Here is a 20,013-nt window from a genome sequence, read left to right as displayed (position 1 = left end):
GGTCGGTCGGGACCTGCGTCCCGGGCTCCGGGCGGTCGCCCTGCCGATGATGTCCGGGAAGCTCCCAGGGGAGGATGCGACGATGACAGGCGTGACGCAGCACAGCGCCCCGGACGCCCGCGCGGCCGGAGACCTCGACGACCACGACGGCCCGGACGACCTGCTCGACGCCGACCCCACGGCCGGAGAGCTGGACGACCCGGACTCCGCGCCCCGGCGGGCCTGGCGGCGCCGCACCGCGATCGAGATGGTCGTCTCGGGGGTGCTCGGGCTGTACACGTCGTTCGTGCTGTCGATCGAGGCGTGGCACCTCGCGGCGAACCCGCAGGCGACGTTCAGCTGCGACCTCAGCTCCGTGGTCTCGTGCGGCACGGTGGCGCGGTCGTGGCAGGCGCAGCTGCTGGGGTTCCCGAACGCGTTCCTCGGCATCGCGTTCGAGGTCGTGGTCATCACGATCTCGGTCGCGGCGATCGGCGGCGTCCGGTTCCCGCGCTGGTTCATGCTCGGCACGCAGGCGCTCTACACGGTCGCCCTGCTGTTCGCCTACTGGCTGTTCCACCAGTCGTACTTCGACATCGGCGCCCTGTGCCCCTGGTGCCTGCTCATCACCGTCACCACCACGCTGGTGTGGGCCGGGCTCACCCGGTGGAACGTCCGCGACGGCCACCTGCGGCTGCCGGGTCGGGCAGGGCCGTGGGCGCGCGACTTCGTGGCCGCCGGGACCGACTGGTACATCACGGTCGCCTGGCTGGTCCTGCTCGCCGCGGCGGTGCTGCTGAAGTACGGCCCGTCGCTCCTGCCCGCCTGACTCCACCCCGTGCCGATGACGACGGCCCCGGACCTGGTGGTCCGGGGCCGTCGTCGTGCGGGCTCCGCCCGTCAGGACAGGGCGCCGCGCAGGACGTCCAGGGGCAGCGCGCCCATGCCGAGCGCGCGGGCGTGGAACTCCCGCAGGTCGAACGCCTCGCCGCGGGCCTGGGCAGAGGCCGACGCGCCGTCGCGCACCTGCTCCCAGATGCGCTGGCCGATCTTGTACGACGGCGCCTGGCCCGGCCAGCCCAGGTAGCGGTTCAGCTCGAACCGGATGAACTGCTCCGGCATGTTCACGTTGGCGCGCAGGAACTCCCACGCCTTGTCCGCGTCCCAGGTGCCGCCGCCCCAGCGCGCGGGGGCGGGCAGGCCCAGGTGCACGCCGAGGTCCAGCACGACGCGGGCGGCGCGCATCCGCTGCCCGTCGAGCATGCCGAGCCGGTCGCCCGGGTCGTCCATGAAGCCGAGGTCGGCCATCAGGCGCTCGGCGTACAGGGCCCAGCCCTCGCCGTGCCCGGAGACCCAGCACGCCAGCCGGCGCCACGAGTTGAGGGTCGCCCGCTGGTAGACGGCCTGGCCGATCTGCAGGTGGTGGCCCGGGACGCCCTCGTGGTAGACGGTCGTCTTCTCGCGCCAGGTGTTGAACGTGGTGACCTCCGGCGGCACGGACCACCACATGCGGCCCGGGCGGCTGAAGTCGTCGGACGGGCCCGTGTAGTAGATGCCGCCGTTCTGCGTCGGGGCGATCTTGCACTCGAGGGTGCGGATGGCGTCCGGGATGCTGAAGTGCACGCCGTCGAGCGCGGTGATCGCGGCGTCCGACGTCGCCTGCATCCACTCCTGCAGGGCGGCGGTGCCCTCGAGGCGGCGGCCCGGGTCGGCGTCGAGCGCGGCCACGGCCTGCTCGACCGTCGCGCCGGGGCCGGCGATCTCGGCGGCCACGCGCTCCTGCTCGGCGACGACGCGGTCGAGCTCCTCGAGGCCCCACTGGTAGGTCTCGTCGAGGTCGACCGTCGCGCCGAGGAAGTACCGGGACCACAGGGCGTAGCGGTCGCGCCCGGCGGCGTCGGCCTGCGGGGCCTGCGGGGCGAGCTCGTCCTGGAGGAACGTCACCAGGCCGGCGTACGTCGCGCGGGCGGCCTCGGCGCCGCGCTCGAGGTCGGCGCGCAGCGCGTCGCCGCCGCCGGCCGCGACGGCGGCGCGGGCCTCGGGGCCGTCGACGAACGAGGTGAAGAACGAGGAGGCCGGGTCGGCGAGCTCCTTCGCCTGGACCAGGGCCTCGCGGACCTGGCGGATAGCGGGGGTGCGGCCGCGCGAGGCGGCGAGCCGCAGCGACTCCGCGTAGCCGGCGCCGGCCTCGGGGAGCGCGTTCAGCCGCTGGGCGATCGTCGACCAGGCGTCGGGGCCGTCGGTGGCCATCAGGTCGAACACGTCGCGCATGCTCTGCAGCGGCGAGGCGATCACGTTGAGGTCGGCCAGCGTCTCGCCGGCGTCGTGCAGCTCGACCTGCAGGCCGAGCCGCTCGCGCATCGCGGCCAGCGTGACCTCGTCGACCTCGTCGGCGGGGGCGGTGCCGTCGAGCGCGAGCAGCGTCGCGCGCGCGGCGTCGGCCCGGGCGTCGTGGCCCACGGGGGAGAAGTCCGTCATCTCGTGGTCGTGGCCCGGGATGCCGAGGACGGTGGCGTCCATCGGGTCCAGGGTCGCCAGCGTGGCGACGTAGGAGTCGGCGATCGCGTCGATCGGGGTCGCGGGACGCTCGGGCGCGCCGCCGTCGGGGGTGGGTGCAGTGGTCACCCGGACGACCTTACCCAAGGCCCCCAGCGGCCCGGCGCCCCCGGGCACGCACGTTCAGCCGCGCAGGCTGCTGCGCCACGCGTCGGGCCCGGGACGCCAGGTGGCGCCCGCGCCGGGGACGGTGCGGGCGCGGTCGGACCACGCCGCGCGCGGCTCCGCGTCGTCCGCGGCGTCGTCGTCCGCGGGGCCGGACGCGGCGACCAGCCCCGCCACGAGCGCGGCGAGCTCCACGTCGTCGGGCGTGCCCCGCACCACCTGGACGTGCGGGGCGGCGACGGGCACCGCGGACCCGTCGCGCCCGGTCACGCCTGCTCCTCGTCGGTGCCGTCGTCGGCGTCGTCGTCGTCGAACGAGACCGGGCCGCCGCGGGACGCGCCCCAGCCCTCGACCGTGAACCCGCTGCTCAGCAGCCGCTCGACGATCTCGGCGCCGCCGTTGTCGACGATGCCCAGCACGGCGTCGATGGTCTGGTCGCTCGGGTCCCCGGGGACGCTCACGACGAACCCCAGGTGGAACTCGTCGGTGTCCTCGTCGGCGAGCGGCTCCGTCGCGGGGCGCGGCTCGTCCTCCCACGTCATGCCGGTGAGCTCGGAGTGCATCCCGAGGTGCGCGTGCAGCAGGTCGTACAGGCGCGCGTTCAGGCCGGAGACGCGGGTCTCCAGGGCCAGCACGCGGGGGTCCTCGTCGGCCTCGGAGGCACCGAACTCCGCCCGGACGCCCGCGGCGGTGTCGACGTAGTCGTGCAGCGCCGCGGCGAGCGCGTCCACGGTCGCGTGCATCGCGGACGTGTCGACGTCGGGCAGAGGGTCGGGGCCGTGGGCGCCGTCGCCGTGGTCGTGTCCGTCGTGCCCGTGGCCGTCGTGCGCGTCGTGGTCGTGGCCGTCGCCGGGCACGGTCGGGTCGCCGGTCACAGCGGGATGTTCCCGTGCTTCTTGGGCGGCAGCGCGGCGCGCTTGGTGCGCAGCACGCGCAGCGCCCGCACGATCTGCGACCGGGTCTGCGCGGGCGCGATGACCGCGTCCACGTAGCCGCGGTCGGCGGCGTCCCAGGGGTTCACGATGGCCTCCTCGTACTCGCTGGTCAGGCGGGCGCGCTCGGCGTCGACGTCCCCGCCCGCGTCGGCGACCTGCTTGAGGGCCCCGCGCTGCAGGATGTTCACCGCGCCCCCGGCGCCCATGACCGCGATCTGGGCGGTCGGCCACGCGAGGTTCACGTCGGCACCCAGCTGCTTGGACCCCATGACGATGTACGCGCCACCGTACGCCTTGCGGGTGATGACGGTGACGAGCGGGACGGTCGCCTCCGCGTACGCGTAGATGAGCTTCGCGCCGCGGCGGATGATGCCGTTCCACTCCTGGTCGGTGCCGGGCAGGAACCCGGGCACGTCCACGAACGTCAGCACCGGCAGCCCGAACGCGTCGCAGGTCCGCACGAACCGGGCGGCCTTCTCGGCGGCGTCGATGTCCAGCGTGCCGGCCATCGTCAGCGGCTGGTTCGCGACGACGCCGACCGGCCGGCCCTCGACGCGGCCGAACCCGACCAGGACGTTGCGCGCGAACAGCGGCTGCACCTCGAGGAGCTCGCCGTCGTCGAGCACGTGCTCCACGACGGTGCGCATGTCGTACGGCTGGTTGTCCGAGTCCGGGACGAGCGTGTCGAGCTCGAGGTCCTCGTCGGTGACGTCGAGCTCCGCCTCGTGCGGGTACGCCGGCGGGTCGGTGAGGTTGTTCTGCGGCAGGTAGGACAGCAGCTGGCGCACGTAGTCCAGCGCGTCGTCCTCGTCGGAGGCCAGGTAGTGCGCGACGCCCGAGCGGGTGTTGTGCGTGGTCGCGCCGCCGAGCTCCTCGAAGCCGACGTCCTCGCCGGTCACCGCGCGGATCACGTCCGGGCCGGTGATGAACATGTTGGAGGTGCCGTCGGCCATGACGATGAAGTCGGTCAGCGCGGGGGAGTACACCGCGCCGCCGGCCGACGGGCCGAGGATCAGGCTGATCTGCGGGATGACGCCCGAGGCCGCGACGTTCCGGCGGAAGATCTCCGCGAACTGCGTGAGCCCGGCGACGCCCTCCTGGATCCGCGCGCCGCCACCGTCGCTGATCCCGACCAGGGGCATCCCGGTGCGCAGCGCGAGGTCCATCACCTTGGTGATCTTCTGGCCGTGCACCTCGCCCAGGCTGCCGCCGAACACCGTGAAGTCCTGGGAGTAGACGGCGACCGGCCGGCCGTCGACCGTGCCGTGGCCGACCACGACGCCGTCGCCGGGCACCCGCTTGCGGTCCAGGCCGAAGTTCTGCGAGCGGTGCCGGACGAACGCGTCGAGCTCGGTGAACGAGCCCGGGTCGAGGAGCGCCTCGATGCGCTCGCGGGCGGTGCGCTTGCCGCGGGCGTGCTGCTTGTCCTGCGCGGCGAGCTCGGGCTCGGTCACCGCGCGGCGGTACCGGTCGGCGAGGTCGGCGACCTTGGCGGCGGTGCCGGCGGGGAGCCCGGGCGCCGCGGGCGTCGTGGTCGAGTCATCAGTCACCCGGTGAAGGCTAGTGCTCCCGGCCCGCTGACGGCCCTGGTCGACGGGCACGGACCTCGGCGCGCCGCGTCGTGCGGATGCCACAACCGCCCGCGCGCGGCGGCCGGGGAGGATGGGCCCGTGGACGACACGACGCACGACTCCCCGGCCCCGCTGCGCGCCGACGAGGTGCGCTCGGCCCTGCTCGCACCCGCCGGCCCCCTCGCGCGGTGCGCCGTGGTGCCGCGGGCGGGCTCGACCAGCACCGACCTGCTCGCGCTGCTCGCCGCCGACCCCGCGTGGGCCGACGGGGGTCTGCTCGCCGCCGAGCACCAGGACGCCGGGCGCGGCCGCGCGGGCCACACCTGGACGACGCCGCCCGGCTCGGCGCTGACGTTCTCGCTCGCGCTGCGCCCCGGCGTGCCTCCGACGCACTGGGGCTGGCTGCCGCTGCTCGCGGGGCTCGCGGTCGCCCGCGCCGTCCGGTCGACCACGGGCCTGGCGGCCGGGGTGAAGTGGCCGAACGACGTGCTGGTCCCGGCGGCCGACGGCGCCGACCTGCCCGGGTGGGGCCGGTACCGCAAGGCGGTCGGCGTGCTGGCGGAGGTCGCGCCCGGGGGCGGGGCGGGTACGGCGGGAGCCGCCGTCGTGCTCGGCATCGGCGTCAACGTCGGCCAGGCGCCGGAGGAGCTGCCGGTCCCGAGCGCCACATCGCTGCGCGCGGCCGGCGCCCCGCACGCGGACCGGACGACCGTGCTGGTCGCGGTCGTGCGCGAGCTCGCGACCCTGGTCGACCGGTGGCGCGCGGCGGCCGGTGACGCGGCGCTCGCGGGGCTCGACGCCGAGGTCGCGACGGTCTGCCTGACGCTGGGCGAGGTCGTCCGCGCGACGCTGCCCGACGGCGCCGAGCTGCGGGGGACGGCCGAGCGGATCGCGGCCGACGGCGCCCTCGTGGTGCGCGACGCCGCGGGGGTCGCGCACGTGCTGCTGGCCGGTGATGTGCGTCACGTGCGGCCCGTCGGTGAACTAGGGTCGCAGGCGTGACGGACGCGGTGCAGGACGAGCAGCACGACGGGGCGCAGGCGCTGGACGCGCTGCTGCTCGGCGGTCCCCGCACCCTGTCGCTGCGCGACCTCGCCGACCGCGCCGGGCTCGACCTGGAGCTCGTCCGGCTGTACTGGCGGACGCTCGGGCTGCCGCACCCGGACGCCGACGACGTCGCGTTCACCTGCCGGGACGCCGAGGCCGTCGAGCGCGTCGCCGGGCTGCTGCACGAGGACCACCTGGGCAGCCGCACGATGATCTCGCTGACCCGCGCGCTCGGGCACACCAGCGACCGCCTCGCCCTGTGGCAGGTCGAGGCCCTCGTGGAGGACATGGCCACCCGGCACCACCTCGACGACCCGGCCGCCCGCCGCGCGGTGCTGGACGAGCTCCCCGGCCTCGCCCCCGTGCTCGAGGCCCAGCTGCTGCACGCCTACCGCCGGCACCTGGCCGCGATCGCGTCGCGGTACTCGGTCGAGTTCGCCGCCGGGCAGGACGTCGGCGGGGACCCGGCCGCGCTGCCGCTCGCGCGCGCCGTCGGGTTCGCGGACATGGTGTCGTTCACTCGCCGCACCGCGGGCCTCGGCTCCACGGACCTGTCGGACTTCGTGCAGCGGTTCGAGACGGCCGCGCGCGACGTCGTCACCCAGGGCGGCGGCCGGGTGGTGAAGACGATCGGCGACGCGGTCCTCTTCGTCGCCGACGACGTGCGGACCGGCGCCCGGGTGGCCCTGGAGCTCGCGCGGGTGCTCGGCGGTGACCTCGACGTGGAGCGGGAGAAGGGCGCGGGCGGGATCGCCGAGGGCGCTCGCGGCGTCACGCCGGTCCGGGTCGGGGTGGTCTGGGGCCGGGTGCTGTCGCGGTTCGGCGACGTGTTCGGGCCGTCGGTCAACGTCGCCGCGCGGCTCACCGACGTCGCCGACCCGAGCACGGTCCTCACCGACCCCGCGACCGCGCGGCTGCTCGTCGACACCCCCGGGCTGCTCCTCGAGCCGCTCCCGGCCCGCGAGCTCGAGGGCATCGGCACCCTGGCCCCGGTCCGCCTCCGCACCACCTGACCCACCCCCACCCCACCACCCACCCTCCGCGCGTCCCGCGAGGGCGGGGCGGGAGCGGGGCGGGGTCGAATCGATTCGCTGGCTGCGCGGGTCGCGTGGGAACATCGGACAACATGAGCACCGGCGAGCCACCCACCCCGGGTACCCCCAGCACCACCGAGCCGGTCTTCCGCCCGAACGCGAAGTACGTCCTGCTGCTCGGCGTGATGACCGCGCTGCCCGCGGTGACCACCGACATCTACCTGCCGTCGCTGCCCGACGTCGCGCGCGAGCTCGACACGAGTCCTGCGGCCGCGCAGCTCACGATGACCGCCATGCTGATCGGCGGCGCCGTCGGGCAGCTCGTGATCGGGCCGCTGTCGGACCGGTTCGGCCGGCGCAAGCCCGTGCTCGTGGGCGTCGCCCTGCACGTCGTGACCTCGCTGCTGTGCGCGATCGCCCCGGCGATCATCCCGCTGATCGCGCTGCGCACCCTGCAGGGGTTCTTCAACGCGTCCGCGTCGGTGATCGCGATGGCGGTGATCCGGGACCGGTTCGTCGGCCCCGACGCGTCCCGGCTGCTGTCCCGGCTGATGCTGGTCATCGGCGTCGCGCCGCTGTTCGCCCCGAGCGTCGGCGGGCTGATCGCGGGGGAGTTCGGGTGGCGCGGGGTGTTCGTCGCCCTGGCGCTGTACGGCGCGGCGCTGTGGGTGGTGGTGTTCTTCCGGCTGCCCGAGACGCTGCCCGCGAGCCGGCGGATCGCCTCGACCGGCGGCGCGTGGCGCGGGTACCGGGTGCTGCTGCGGGACCGGCACTTCGTGGCGCTGGCGGTGCTGCCCGGCCTCGGCCAGGCGGTGCTGATGAGCTACGTCGTCGGGTCGCCGTTCGTGCTGCGCGAGGGGTTCGGGCTGAGCGCCAACCAGTTCGCGCTGGTGTTCGCGGTGAACGGCATCGGGCTGGTCGGGGGCGCGCAGGTCAACGCCGCCCTGGTGCGGAAGTTCGCGCCCATCCAGATCATCCGCACCGCCCTGCCCGTGTCGTTCGCGTGCACCGTCCTGCTGCTGGTGCTCGCGGTGACCGGCGCGGGCGGGCTGCCGGCGCTGCTGGTCGCGCTGTTCCTCATCATGTCGCTGGTCAGCTTCACGCCGCCGAACGCCTCGGCGATCGCCCTGTCCCGGCACGGCGAGCGCGCGGGCACCGCCGCGGCGTTCATCGGGTCGCTGCAGGCCGGCGTCGCGGGCGTGGTCAGCCCGCTGGTGGGCGTGCTCGGCGAGGACGCGGTGGCGATGTCGACCGTGATGGCCGGTGCGGCAGCCGGTGCGCTGCTGGTGCTGGCGCTGGCGACCCCCGCGTACCGCCGCGGCGGCTGGACCCAGGCGGAGCACACCCGGCGCTGACCGGTGCCCACCGGCGTTGACCGGCGCGGGCGGGCGGGCCTGCGGTCAGACGGTGAGCGCCGCCAGCCGGTCCACGGCCGCGCGCAGCACCGGCTCCTGCTTGACGTAGGTGAACCGCACCGCGGTGCGCAGGGCCGCGTCGGCGGCGGAGCCGGGGTGCGTGAACGCCCCGACCGGCACGCCGACCACGCCCGCGAGCCCGGGCAGCGCCCGGCAGAGGTCCGCGGCGTCCCGCAGCCCGTGCCCGGCGAGCGGCCCGGACAGCAGCGCCGCGGCGTCCGCGACGACGAAGTACGTGCCCTGCGGCCGCACCACGGTGAACCCCGCCGCGGACAGTCCCGCGCTCAGCAGGTCGCGCCGCGCGGCGAGCGAGTCGCGCAGCCCGCGCACGTAGCCCGCGTCGGGACCGTCGGTGGTCTCCAGGTCCAGCGCGTGCGCGACGGCCGGCTGGAAGGGGGCGCCCGAGGTGTAGGTCAGGAACTGCTTGACCGCGCGCACGGCGTCGACCAGCGGCGCCGGGCCCGTGACCCAGCCGATCTTCCAGCCGGTGAACGAGAACGTCTTGCCCGCGGACGAGATCGTCAGCGTGCGCCCGGCGGCGCCCGGCAGCGTGGCGAACGGCACGTGCTCGGCGCCGTCGTAGGTGAGGTGCTCGTAGACCTCGTCGGTGACGACCAGCACGTCGTGCCGCTCGGCGACCTCCGCCACGGCCGCCAGCTCCTCGCGGGTCAGCACCGCGCCGGTCGGGTTGTGCGGGGTGTTTAGCAGGATCACGCGGGTGCGGTCGGTGACGGCGGCCCGCAGCGCGTCGGTGTCCAGCCGGAACCCGCCTGCGGTCGCGACCAGCGGCGCGGTGGTGTGCCGCGCGCCGGCCAGCGCGATCACCGCGGCGTACGAGTCGTAGAACGGCTCCAGGGTCAGCACCTCGTCGCCCGGCTCGGTCAGTGCCAGGAGCGCGGCGGCGACGGCCTCCGTCGCCCCGGTGGTGACCAGCACCTCCGTGCCCGGGTCGACGGCGAGGCCGTAGTGCCGCAGCTGGTGGGCGGCCACGGCGGCGCGCAGCTCCGGCGCCCCCGGCCCCGGCGGGTACTGGTTGACGCCCGCGGCGATCGCCTCGGCGGCCACGCGCTTGACGGACTCCGGGCCGTCGACGTCGGGGAAGCCCTGGCCGAGGTTCACGGCCCCGGTGCGCGCGGCGAGCGCGGACATCTCGGCGAAGATCGTCGGCCGCGGCACGCCGTCCGCGCCGAGCAGCCCGGTGGCCCGGGCGGCGTCGCGCCACCGCCCCGCGGGCGCGGCCGGGGCGGGGGCGTGGGGGCTGGTGCTGCTCATCGCGGTCCGTTCTCCAGGAGACCCGAGGAGCCTACCCACCCACCCGCTCCGCCCCCTCCCGTCCCACGAGAGGTCACGACACGCGGGAGCGCGGATCCCCGGGCCCGCGTGTCGTGACCACTCGTGGGGGTGTGGGACGCGCGCGGGGGTGGGGCGCGCGGTGGGGTGCGGCGCGGGCGCGGGGCGCGCGCGGTGGGGGGCAGGTCAGAGGGCGCCGGAGGCCGCGGCGAGGCCGCCGAGGACCAGGAGGGCCAGCGAGCCCCACGCGCACGCGATCCACCACGGCACGTGGTGCCGGGTGCGGGTGCGCGGGTGCTGCGTGGTCATGCTTGTGTGATCGGCAGCACGTCGCGCGGCTTGAACCCTGCCGGGGTCGCTCCTGCGGGTGACGTCTGCGCGGGGCGCCCGCGCCCGACTCGCCCGCGCCGGACTCGCCTGCGTGGTCTGTGCGCGGCCCCGGTCAGCCCTGCTCGGCCTGCTGCACCTGGTCGGACAGCTCCTGGACCTGCTGCGCGAGGCGGTCGAGCCCCTCGGCGGTGGTCGCGTCGACCTGCCCGGACGCCTGGTCGAGGGCCGCGCGCGCGGTGTCGAGCGAGCTGCGGGCGGCGTCGAGCTGCTCCTGGGTGGCGGCGCCGCCCTCGGTGCGGGCCTGCTCGAGGGCCGCGGTGGCGTCGGTCATCGCGGTGCTCGCCTGGTCGAGGGCACCCTGGGTCGCCGTGCGGGCGGTGGCGTCCAGCTCGCCGAGGCGGGCGGAGACGTCGTCGACGGTGGCGCGGGCGCTCTCGACGCTCGCGCGGGCGGAGTCGGCGAGCTCGCCCAGCCGGTCGGCGGCGTCGCGGGCCGAGTCGACGGCGGACTGCGCCTGGGACGTCGCCTCCTGGACCTCGGCACACGCGCCGAGGAGGGCCGTGGCGGCGAGCAGCGCGGGGACGGCCAGGGCGGCGCGGGCGCGGCGGGACGGCGACGTCCGGGCGTGCGGGGTGCGGGTCGGCAGGGCGGTGCGGCGGGTGGTCATCTCCAGGCCTCCTCGTCGGGGACGGTCAGTGTGGCAGGTGCACCTGGGAGCACGCAGAAGAGCGCCCCGCCCGCGGTGGTCCGCGGGCGGGGCGCTCGGCGAGCAGCGACCCTCAGGGGGTCAGGAGGCGCTGGTGGCGCCGTCCTCGGCCGGGGCCCCCGCCCCGGCGGGCGCGGCGACCGCGCCCTGCTGCTCGCGGCGGCCCCGGACCTCGGTGACGGAGGTGCCGTAGTAGGCCGCAGTCATGATGTCCTTCATGTCCGCACGCATCGGCATGCGGGGGTTCGCGGGAGCGCACTGGTCCTCGTACGCGCCCATCGCGACCTCGTCGAGCCGGGACAGGAAGTCCTGCTCGTCGACGCCCTGCGCCTGGAAGGACGACGGGATGCCGACCTTCGCGCGCAGCGCCTCGATGGCCAGGGCGTAGGACTCGACGCCCTGCTCCGGGGTCTCGGCCGGCAGGCCCAGCATCTGGGCGATCTGCTGGAACCGCTCCGGCGCGACGTAGTGCTCGTACTTCGGCCAGCTGGTGAGCTTGGTCGGGATCTTGCCGTTGTACCGGATGACGTGCGGCAGCAGCGTGGCGTTCGTCCGGCCGTGGACCAGGTGGAACGTCGAGCCGATGACGTGCGCCATCGCGTGCACGATGCCCAGGAACGCGTTCCCGAACGCCATGCCGGCGATGGTGCCCGCGTTGTGCATCTTCTCGCGGGCGTCCTTGGTGGCCGGGTCGGCCGGGTCGCCGTTCACCGACTGCGCCAGGTTGTCGAAGATCAGGCGGATCGCCTGGAGCGCCATGCCGTCGGTGAAGTCGTTCGCGTAGACCGCGACGAACGCCTCGGTGGCGTGGGTCAGGGCGTCGAAGCCCGAGTCGGCGGCGAGCGAGCGGGGCATCTTCGCGGTGAGCACCGGGTCGATGATCGCGACGGTCGGCGTCAGGGCGTAGTCGGCCAGCGGGTACTTCTTGCCGGCGTCGGGGTCGGAGATGACCGCGAACGGCGTGACCTCGGCGCCGGTGCCCGAGGTGGTCGGGATGCAGACGAGCTTGGCGAGCTCGCCCAGCGTCGGGAACTTGAAGGCGCGCTTGCGGACGTCGAAGAACTTCTGCTTGAGGTCCGAGAACACGATCTCGGGGTGCTCGTACAGCAGCCACATGACCTTGGCGGCGTCCATCGGCGAGCCGCCGCCGAGCGCGATGATCGTGTCGGGACGGAAGTGGCGCATCTGCGCGGCACCGGCCTGGACGGTCTTCACGGAGGGCTCGGGCTCGACCTGGTCGATGATCTGCAGCGCGACCTTGTTGGTGCGCCGGCCGAGCACGTCGATGATCTTGTCGACGAAGCCCAGCGTGGTCATCGTGGCGTCGGTGACGATGGTGACGCGCTCGACGTCGGCCATGTCGGACAGGTAGCGGATGGCGTTCGGCTCGAAGTACGTCTTGGCCGGGACCTTGAACCACTGCAAGTTGTTGTTCCTCCGGCCCACGCGCTTGATGTTGACGAGGTTGATCGCCGACACGTTGTTCGACACCGAGTTGTGGCCGTAGGAGCCGCAGCCGAGGGTGAGGGACGGGATGAAGGCGTTGTAGATGTCGCCGATGCCGCCGAGCGAGGACGGGGCGTTCGCGATGACGCGGATGGCCTTGACGCGGTTGCCGTACTCCTCGGTGAGCGCGTCGTCCTGGGTGTGGATGGCGGCGGAGTGGCCGAGGCCGTCGAACTCCACCATCTGCTCGGCGAGCTGGATGCCGTGCTCGGTGGACGTGGCGCGCAGCACCGCGAGGACCGGGCAGAGCTTCTCGCGGGTGAGCGGCTCGGCGGGGCCGACGCCGGAGACCTCGGCCAGGATGATCGAGGTGTCGGCGGGGACGGTGAAGCCGGCCTGCTCGGCGATCCACTGCGGCGACTTGCCGACGACGGTGGGGTTCAGCTTGGCGTCGGCGCAGTTCTTGCCCTTGGCCTCGACGCCGAAGATGAACTTCTCGAGGAGCGCCTTCTCCTTCTTGGACGCGCGGTACGCGTGCAGGACCGCGAACTCGTCGAGCGCGGTGTCGTAGATGACGTCGTCGATGATGACGGCCTGCTCGGAGGCGCAGATCATGCCGTTGTCGAACGACTTGGACAGCACCACGTCGTTGACCGCGCGCTTGAGCTTGGCCGACTTCTCGATGTAGGCGGGGACGTTGCCGGCGCCGACGCCGAGGGCGGGCTTGCCGCAGGAGTAGGCCGCGCGGACCATCGCGTTGCCGCCGGTCGCGAGGATGGTGGAGACGCCGGGGTGGTTCATGAGGAGGCCGGTGGCCTCCATCGACGGGGTCTCGACCCACTGGATGCAGTGCTCGGGGGCGCCGGCGGCGACCGCGGCGTCGCGCACGACGCGGGCGGCGGCGACGGACGACTGCTGCGCGTTCGGGTGGAACGCGAAGATGATCGGGTTGCGGGTCTTCAGCGCGATGAGCGACTTGAAGATCGCGGTGGACGTCGGGTTGGTCACCGGGGTCATCGCGCAGATGACGCCGACGGGCTCGGCGATCTCGGTGATGCCGTTGATCTCGTCGCGGCTGATGACGCCGACCGTCTTGAGGGCGGCCATCGAGTTGGTGACGTGCTCGCAGGCGAAGATGTTCTTGACGGCCTTGTCCTCGAAGACACCGCGACCGGTCTCCTCGACGGCGAGCTCGGCCAGGTGGCCGTGCTGGTCCAGGGCGGCGACGGCGGCCTTCTTGACCAGGCGGTCGACGTCCTCCTGGGTGAAGTGCGCGTACTCCGCCAGCGCCTTGGTGGCGCCGGCGACCAGCTGGTCGATGGCGGCGGCTGTGCCGGTGTCGGTGCTCGTGGTGCTCACGGGGGCTCTCCCGAGGGTTCCGATGGGGTGGGGTGGAGGGCTCCGTCGACCTCACGAGAAGACCGTATCGAGAAACTTTTCACAAAGTCTGGGACCGGAGTCCTGCGGACGTAGGTCCCGGGGTGCGGTCGGGCCCGCGGGGTCGCGCGACCGGTCGCCCGACGCCCGACGGCCGGCGCGCCGGATCGTCCGCTTGTGAGATGAAATGGCACGTCCGTGGCTTTTGCGGCATTGGTGAACATGGTCATCCGGCGCATTGCGGGAATGTCCCGGAATGCCGCTAGGGTGCTCGGGTCCCCGCCCGTGACCAGGAGGAACCCGTGCCCAGCCTGCAGGAGTCCGCGCAGAGCCTCATGTCCCTGGACGGCGCCGTCGCCTTCGCCGTCGTCGACCACACCAGCGGCATGACGCTCACCACCGTGAATGCCGTGCCGTTCGACATCGAGCTCGCCGCCGCGGTCGCGACCGAGGTCGTCCGGGCCCAGATGCGCGCGATCGACCAGCTCGGGGGTGAGCAGCTCGTGGACGACATCCTCATCACCCTGTCCGGCCAGCTGCACCTCGTCGTGATGAGCCGCGACCCCCGCTTCGCCGGGCTGTTCTCCTACCTCGTGCTCGACCGGGAGCGGGGCAACCTCGCGCTCGCCCGGCACCGGCTGCGCGCCGCGGCGGCCGACGTCGAGCTGTGACCCGGGCCGTGTCCGGCGTCGACGGCCTGCTCCGCGCGCTGGACGGCGTGCTGCCGCTGGACGCGCGCGTCGCCTGGGTCCCGGCGGACGGGCACGCGACGGCAGGCGCGCGGCTTCCCGCCCCGGTCGCCGACCTGCTGCCCGGGCTCGCGCAGATGCTGCGTCGCGCGGACGGCGTCGCGCCCGACGGCCGGGCGCGGCTGCTCCTCGAGACCGCCGACCGCACCCTGCTGGTCTGGGGCCTCGGTGAGGACGGGATCCTGGCGGTCGACCTGCGGCCGGACAGCAACGTGGCGCTGCTGCGCCGGGGGGTCGAGCCCGCGCTCGCCGCGTTCGTCGCCGACCGGCCGGCGCCCACCCGGCACCGGCGCGCGGTCCGGGCCGCCGGAGCCGTGCCCGACGCGAGTCCCGGCACCGCGGGCGAGCGCCCGGACGACCCCGACGCGCCCCCGGCCGACCTGCCCGGCACGATCTCGCTGCGGTACCTGGTCCAGGTCACCTGAGGTCCCGCGCGACGAGGCCCGCCGACCCCGGACGGGGTGGCGGGCCTCGGTCGTGCAGTCCGAACGGGTCGGTCCGGTGGGGTCAGTCGTGCGCGCCCGGCGGGGGCGTCAGCACCGTGGGGTGGTCCGGCACGGTCGCGGTCATCAGCGTGCCGTCGGCGCGCCGGGTGCCCTCGATGTCCCGGACCGTCGGGGTGCCGATCAGTCGCGGTGCGGGCGCGAGGGCCACGACGACGGGCTCGCCGGCGGTGACCGTCACCGGCTCGCCGCGCACGACCAGCCGGGCGGAGTCGCCCTCCTCGACCGTGAGCCGCAGCTCGGTGTGCCGCACGTCCACCCGGACGCGGGTGCCCCGCAGGGTGAGGCGGAACGTCAGCCCGTCCCAGACCTCCGGCAGCCGCGGGTCGAGGGACACGACGCCCTCGTGGTCGCGCATGCCGCCGAACCCGCAGGCCAGCGCGCTCCACACGCCGCCCGCCGACGCGACGTGCACGCCGTCCGCGGTGTTGTGGTGCAGGTCCGCCAGGTCCACGTACAGCGCGGACGTGAAGTACCGCAGCGCGAGCTCCTGGTACCCGACCTCGGACGCGACGATCGACTGCACGACGGCCGACAGGGTGGAGTCCCCGGTGGTCAGCGGGTCGTAGTAGTCGAAGTCCGCGAGCTTCTCCTCCGGCGTGAACTGGTCGCCCTGCAGGAACAGCGCGAGCACCACGTCGGCCTGCTTGAGCACCTGGAACCGGTAGATCACCAGCGGGTGGTAGTAGAGCAGCAGCGGGCGCTTGCTCGGGTCGGTGTTCGCCAGGTCCCACAGCTCCTTCTCGAGGAACTGCGCGTCCTGCGGGTGGATGCCGAGCCGCTCGTCGAACGGGATGTGCATCCGCTCGGCGGCGTGCGCCCACTCGTCGAGCTCGGTCTGCGTGAGGTGCAGCCGGGCCAGCAGCGCGGCGTGGTCGGCGGGGCGCTCGCGGGCGAGGCGGTCGACGGCCTCGACGGCGCCGCGCAGGTTCGCGCGGGCCATGACGTTGGTGAACAGGTTGTCGTTCACGACGGTCGTGTACTCGTCGGGCCCGGTGACGCCGTGGATGTGGAACGACGAGTCGCCGTTCGTACCGCGCCAGAACCCCAGGTCCGCCCACATGCGCGCCGTCTCCACCAGGATGTCGACGGCCTCGCGGGCGAGGAACCCGTCGTCCCCGGTCGCCGCCACGTACTGCCGCACGGCGTGGGCGATGTCCGCGTCGATGTGGTACTGCGCGGTGCCGGCGGCGTAGTAGGCCGAGGCCTCCTCGCCGTTGATGGTCCGCCACGGGAACAGGGCGCCGTGCTGGTTGAGCTCGGCGGCCCGCGCGCGGGCGTGGTCGAGCATCGTGTACCGGAACCGCAGGGCGTTCCGGGCGACCCGCGGCGACGTGTAGGTCAGGAACGGCAGGACGTAGATCTCGGTGTCCCAGAAGTAGTGCCCGCTGTACCCGGAACCGGTCAGGCCCTTCGCGGCGATGCCGTTGCCCTCGGCGCGGGCCGTGGCCTGCGCGATCTGGAACAGGTTCCACCGGACGGCCTGCTGCAGCTCGGGCTGGCCGTGCACCTCGACGTCGCTGCGGGCCCAGAAGTCGTCGAGCCACGCGCGCTGCTCGGTGAGCTGCTGCTCGACGCCCGTCGCCTGCACCCGGTCCAGGGTCCGGCGGCAGCGGTCCGCGAGCTCGCGCGCCGGCACGCCCCGCGACGAGTGGTAGGTGACGACCTTGGTGATGAGCACCGGCCGGCCGCGCTTGGCGTCCACCCGGTACACGTGCTTGGCGAGGTCCGGCTCGACGGCCGAGAGCTCCTCGTAGGAGTTCTCGGTCTCGATCGCGTGGTCCGCGGCGACGGACAGCGTCATGCCCGAGTCCGCGGCCCGGTACGACAGCACGTACCGGCCGTCGGCGCCCCAGTGGCTGCGGGGCTCCAGCACGCGGTCGGTCAGCGTCTCCGACTTGCGGGGGTCGAAGCCCTCGCCCATCGCGGCCGAGCGCACGTGGTACTCGTCCTGGCCGTCCTGGCGGTTGAGGATCTGGCTGCTGACCACGACCGGCGCGTCGGCGTCGAGCATCGTGACCTCGTAGGTCATGACCGCCAGGTGCCGCTCCGCGAACGACACCATGCGGCGCGACCGGACCCGGACCTTCTTGCCGGACGGGGTCTGCCACACCAGGTCGCGCTTGAGCACGCCGTCGCGGAAGTCGAGGCTGCGCTCGTACTCGTGCAGGTCGGCGACGGTGAGCAGCAGCGGCTCGTCGTCGACGTACAGCCGCAGGATCTTCGCGTCCGGGACGTTGACGATGGTCTGCCCGACGCGGGCGAAGCCGTACGCCTCCTCGGCGTGCCGGATCGGCCAGGTCTCGTGGAACCCGTTGATGAAGGTCCCGTGACTGTGGCTGTCGCGACCCTCCTCGACGTTGCCGCGCATGCCGAGGTAGCCGTTGCCGACGGCGAACAGCGTCTCCGTGCGACCCAGGTCGGACGCGTCGTGCTGCGTCTCGCGCAGGGCCCACGGGTCGCGGCCCCAGCGGTGCCGGTCGAGGGGGTCGGGGGTGAACAGGGAGGTCGCGTTCACGGCAGGGTGGTCTCCGCGTCGTCGGGGGCGGCGAGGAGCTCGGCGAGGTCCTCCACCACCAGGTCGGCCCCCTGCTCCATCAGCACTTCGGCGCCCGCACCGCGGTCCACGCCGACGACGAGCCCGAAGTCCCCGGCACGGCCGGAGGCGACGCCGGACTCGGCGTCCTCCACGACGACCGCGCGCTCGCGGGGCACGCCCAGCTGCGCGGCGGCGTCGAGGTACGTCGCGGGGTCGGGCTTGCCCCGCAGCCCGCGCGCGGCGGCGACGAGGCCGTCGACCACCACGGGGAACCGGTCGGTCAGGCCGGCCGCCGCGAGCACCGGGACGGCGTTGCGGCTGCTCGACACGACGGCGACCTTCCGGCCGGCGGCGATCAGCGCGTCCACCAGACGCACGGACCCCGGGTAGGGCGTCACGCCCTCGGTCTCGAGCACCTGGGTGAACACGGCGTTCTTCCGGTTGCCGAGGCCGCACACGGTCTCGGTGTCCGGGGAGTCGGCGGGGTCGCCCCACGGCAGCTCGATCCCCCGGGAGGCGAGCAGCGAGGCCACGCCGTCGTACCGGGGCTTGCCGTCGATGTGCGCGAAGTAGTCGGCGTCGGCGTACGGCTCGACCCCGCGGGCGTCGAGCAGCGGGGCGAACAGGCGCGCCCACGCGTGCATGTGGACGACGGCGGTCGGCGTGAGGACGCCGTCGAGGTCGAACAGGACGGCGTCGAGGCCGTCGAGGACCGCGGCGGGACGGTCGGGGGCGGGTGCCACGGGAGCTGCTCCAGGTGCGTGTCGGTGTCGGGCTCGGGCGGGCAGGCGGTCGGCGGACGACAGGCTGGTCCGTGCCGCGACCAGCGCCTTCGCACCCAGTCTGGTCGCTCCTGCCCGGCTCGCCAGTCCGGCGCGCCCGGGGGCGGCCGGATCGCGCCCGTCGTCGCGCACCACGTCGCGGAGGGCGGGGGTGGAGCACGGGGCAGCGCGAGGTCCGTCGGGACGGGGGTGTGCACCGGCCGGGCAGAGCCGCGTCGTTCGACCGGACCGTGGTCGATCCTCCCGCCGTGCGCGTGGCGGTGTCAAAGGTGCTGGACGAGTCGGACGAACCCGGCAGACCCCGTCCCGCCAGGGCGTTCACGGGTGCCGGAGGGGGGTCGGGTGTGACTAGGGTGACACCCATGACGTGGCTGACGACGCCCGCGCACGCCCGCTGGCTGGAGACCGAGACCGACCGCCTGCTCGCCTTCGGGAGGGCCTCCGCGGTGCCCACCGGCGGGTTCCTCCGGCTGGACGACGTGGGCCGCCCGCTGCCGGGTCCCGCCGAGCTGTGGATCACCTGCCGGATGACGCACGTGTACGCGCTCGCGCACCTGCTCGGCCGCCCGGGCAGCGCCGCCCTGGTCGACCACGGGCTCGCCGCGCTCGACGGGCTGTTCCGGGACGCCGAGCACGGCGGCTGGTTCGCCGAGGTGAACGCCGACGGCACCCCGCGCGACGCCGAGAAGGCCGCCTACCCGCACGCGTTCGTGGTGCTGGCGACCTCGTCGGCGGCGGCCGCGGGCCGGCCCGGTGCGCAGGCGCTGCTCCGCGAGGCCCTCGAGGTCTCCGAGCGGCGCTTCTGGGACGACGAGGCCGGCATGGCCGTCGAGTCCTGGGACCGCACCTTCACGCACCTCGACGGCTACCGCGGGGTGAACGCCAACATGCACACGGTCGAGGCGTACCTCGCGGCGCACGGGGTCACCGGGGAGCGCGTGTGGCTCGACCGTGCGGTCCGCGTGCTGAGGCGCGTGGTCGACGGCTTCGCGAAGGACAACGCCTGGCGGATCCCCGAGCACTTCGACGCCGACTGGGTCGCGGACCTGGAGTACAACGCCGACACCCCGGCGCACCCGTTCCGTCCCTACGGCGCGACGATCGGCCACTGGCTCGAGTGGGCGCGCCTGACCCTGCACGCCCGGGCCGCGCTGACCGCCGCCGGGGACGTCGCGCCCGCCTGGATGCTCGAGGACGCGGTCGCGCTGTTCGACGCCGCCGTGCGCGAGGGCTGGGACGTCGACGGCGCACCCGGGTTCGTCTACACGGTCGACTGGTCCGGCGCGCCCGTCGTCCGCGAGCGGATGCACTGGGTCGCCGCCGAGGGGATCGCCGCGGCCGCGACGCTGCACGCCGCCACCGGCGACCAGCGGTTCGACGACTGGTACGCGACCTGGTGGGACTACGCGCAGGAGCACCTGGTCGACCGCGACGGCGGCTCGTGGTGGCACGAGCTCGGCACGGACAACACCGTGTCGCGGACCGTCTGGGAGGGCAAGGCCGACCTCTACCACGTGGTGCAGGCGACGCTGATCCCGCGGCTGCCGCTGACGCCCGTCCTCGCGCCCGCGCTGGCGGCGGGGCTGCTGGACTGACCTCGGCGTCCTTCCGGGCGGTCCTGCCGGGCGCGGGGGACGCGGCGGTCCTAG

At 74.4% G+C, this 20,013-nt stretch carries 17 protein-coding genes; 7 read left to right on the top strand and 10 right to left on the bottom strand.

The window, feature by feature from the left end; genetic code table 11:
• Positions 1-82: 82 nt before the first annotated feature.
• Positions 83-808 carry a vitamin K epoxide reductase family protein gene (locus ACFVXN_RS09395; protein ID WP_389230832.1) on the top strand — a complete coding sequence of 242 codons (726 nt, stop codon included), beginning with the start codon at positions 83-85 and terminating at the stop codon, positions 806-808.
• Positions 809-879: 71 nt separating this feature from the next.
• Here the strand turns inward: ACFVXN_RS09395 and ACFVXN_RS09390 are convergent, their stop codons facing one another.
• From ACFVXN_RS09390 to ACFVXN_RS09375, 4 genes are read right to left on the bottom strand one after another with little or no spacing between them, the layout of a single operon-like run.
• Positions 880-2,604 carry a DUF885 domain-containing protein gene (locus ACFVXN_RS09390; RefSeq protein ID WP_389230829.1) on the bottom strand — a complete coding sequence of 575 codons (1,725 nt, stop codon included), beginning with the start codon at positions 2,602-2,604 and terminating at the stop codon, positions 880-882.
• Positions 2,605-2,658: 54 nt separating this feature from the next.
• Positions 2,659-2,910, bottom strand: coding sequence for an acyl-CoA carboxylase epsilon subunit (locus tag ACFVXN_RS09385; protein ID WP_389230826.1), 252 nt, complete (start codon positions 2,908-2,910; stop codon positions 2,659-2,661).
• Positions 2,907-3,515 carry a hypothetical protein gene (locus tag ACFVXN_RS09380; protein ID WP_389230823.1) on the bottom strand — a complete coding sequence of 203 codons (609 nt, stop codon included), beginning with the start codon at positions 3,513-3,515 and terminating at the stop codon, positions 2,907-2,909. The genes ACFVXN_RS09385 and ACFVXN_RS09380 overlap by 4 nt, the downstream gene beginning before the upstream one ends.
• Positions 3,512-5,125 carry an acyl-CoA carboxylase subunit beta gene (locus tag ACFVXN_RS09375; RefSeq protein WP_389230819.1) on the bottom strand — a complete coding sequence of 538 codons (1,614 nt, stop codon included), beginning with the start codon at positions 5,123-5,125 and terminating at the stop codon, positions 3,512-3,514. The genes ACFVXN_RS09380 and ACFVXN_RS09375 overlap by 4 nt, the downstream gene beginning before the upstream one ends.
• Before the next feature lie 120 nt (positions 5,126-5,245).
• Here ACFVXN_RS09375 and ACFVXN_RS09370 point away from each other — a divergent pair, with 120 nt between their 5' ends.
• The 3 genes from ACFVXN_RS09370 (at position 5,246) to ACFVXN_RS09360 (ending at position 8,582) form a co-directional block, all read left to right on the top strand.
• Positions 5,246-6,148, top strand: a complete 903-nt coding sequence (locus ACFVXN_RS09370) for a biotin--[acetyl-CoA-carboxylase] ligase (protein ID WP_389230816.1) — start codon at positions 5,246-5,248, stop codon at positions 6,146-6,148.
• Positions 6,145-7,206: an adenylate/guanylate cyclase domain-containing protein gene (locus tag ACFVXN_RS09365; RefSeq protein ID WP_389230813.1), complete on the top strand. Its 1,062-nt coding sequence runs from the start codon at positions 6,145-6,147 to the stop codon at positions 7,204-7,206. The genes ACFVXN_RS09370 and ACFVXN_RS09365 overlap by 4 nt, the downstream gene beginning before the upstream one ends.
• A gap of 113 nt (positions 7,207-7,319) precedes the next feature.
• Positions 7,320-8,582, top strand: a complete 1,263-nt coding sequence (locus tag ACFVXN_RS09360; RefSeq protein WP_389230810.1) for a multidrug effflux MFS transporter — start codon at positions 7,320-7,322, stop codon at positions 8,580-8,582.
• Between the two features lie 45 nt (positions 8,583-8,627).
• Here ACFVXN_RS09360 and ACFVXN_RS09355 read toward each other — a convergent pair whose 3' ends face one another.
• The 4 genes from ACFVXN_RS09355 to adhE form a co-directional block, all read right to left on the bottom strand.
• Positions 8,628-9,914 (bottom strand): pyridoxal phosphate-dependent aminotransferase, encoded by a 1,287-nt coding sequence (locus tag ACFVXN_RS09355; RefSeq protein ID WP_389230807.1) that lies wholly within the window; start codon positions 9,912-9,914, stop codon positions 8,628-8,630.
• Between the two features lie 204 nt (positions 9,915-10,118).
• Positions 10,119-10,241, bottom strand: coding sequence for a molybdopterin oxidoreductase (locus tag ACFVXN_RS09350; protein WP_389230804.1), 123 nt, complete (start codon positions 10,239-10,241; stop codon positions 10,119-10,121).
• Positions 10,242-10,374: 133 nt separating this feature from the next.
• On the bottom strand, positions 10,375-10,929 hold the full coding sequence (locus ACFVXN_RS09345; RefSeq protein ID WP_389230801.1) for a hypothetical protein: 555 nt from the start codon (positions 10,927-10,929) through the stop codon (positions 10,375-10,377).
• A 120-nt stretch (positions 10,930-11,049) separates the two neighbouring features.
• Complete coding sequence (gene adhE / locus ACFVXN_RS09340) at positions 11,050-13,773, bottom strand: bifunctional acetaldehyde-CoA/alcohol dehydrogenase (protein WP_389230798.1); 2,724 nt, start codon at positions 13,771-13,773, stop codon at positions 11,050-11,052.
• 320 nt (positions 13,774-14,093) lie between these two features.
• On the opposite strand from adhE, the gene ACFVXN_RS09335 reads away from it, so the two are divergent.
• On the top strand, positions 14,094-14,462 hold the full coding sequence (locus ACFVXN_RS09335; protein WP_389230795.1) for a hypothetical protein: 369 nt from the start codon (positions 14,094-14,096) through the stop codon (positions 14,460-14,462).
• Positions 14,459-14,965, top strand: a complete 507-nt coding sequence (locus ACFVXN_RS09330) for a hypothetical protein (RefSeq protein ID WP_389230792.1) — start codon at positions 14,459-14,461, stop codon at positions 14,963-14,965. Before ACFVXN_RS09335 ends, ACFVXN_RS09330 begins: the two co-directional genes overlap by 4 nt.
• A gap of 82 nt (positions 14,966-15,047) precedes the next feature.
• On the opposite strand, the gene ACFVXN_RS09325 is transcribed toward ACFVXN_RS09330, so the two are convergent.
• Positions 15,048-17,561, bottom strand: coding sequence for a glycoside hydrolase family 65 protein (locus tag ACFVXN_RS09325; protein WP_389230789.1), 2,514 nt, complete (start codon positions 17,559-17,561; stop codon positions 15,048-15,050).
• Entirely contained in the window at positions 17,558-18,325 is a 768-nt protein-coding gene (locus ACFVXN_RS09320) for an HAD family hydrolase (RefSeq protein WP_389230786.1), read from the bottom strand. Before ACFVXN_RS09320 ends, ACFVXN_RS09325 begins: the two co-directional genes overlap by 4 nt.
• Positions 18,326-18,726: 401 nt before the next feature.
• Between ACFVXN_RS09320 and ACFVXN_RS09315 the strand changes: the two genes are divergently transcribed.
• Positions 18,727-19,959, top strand: coding sequence for an AGE family epimerase/isomerase (locus ACFVXN_RS09315; protein ID WP_389230783.1), 1,233 nt, complete (start codon positions 18,727-18,729; stop codon positions 19,957-19,959).
• Positions 19,960-20,013: the final 54 nt, after the last annotated feature.

The sequence above is a fragment of the Cellulomonas sp. NPDC058312 genome, assembly GCF_042880135.1.
Taxonomy (GTDB): Bacteria; Actinomycetota; Actinomycetes; order Actinomycetales; family Cellulomonadaceae; genus Cellulomonas.
This window is presented reverse-complemented; position numbering and strand designations above follow the sequence as displayed.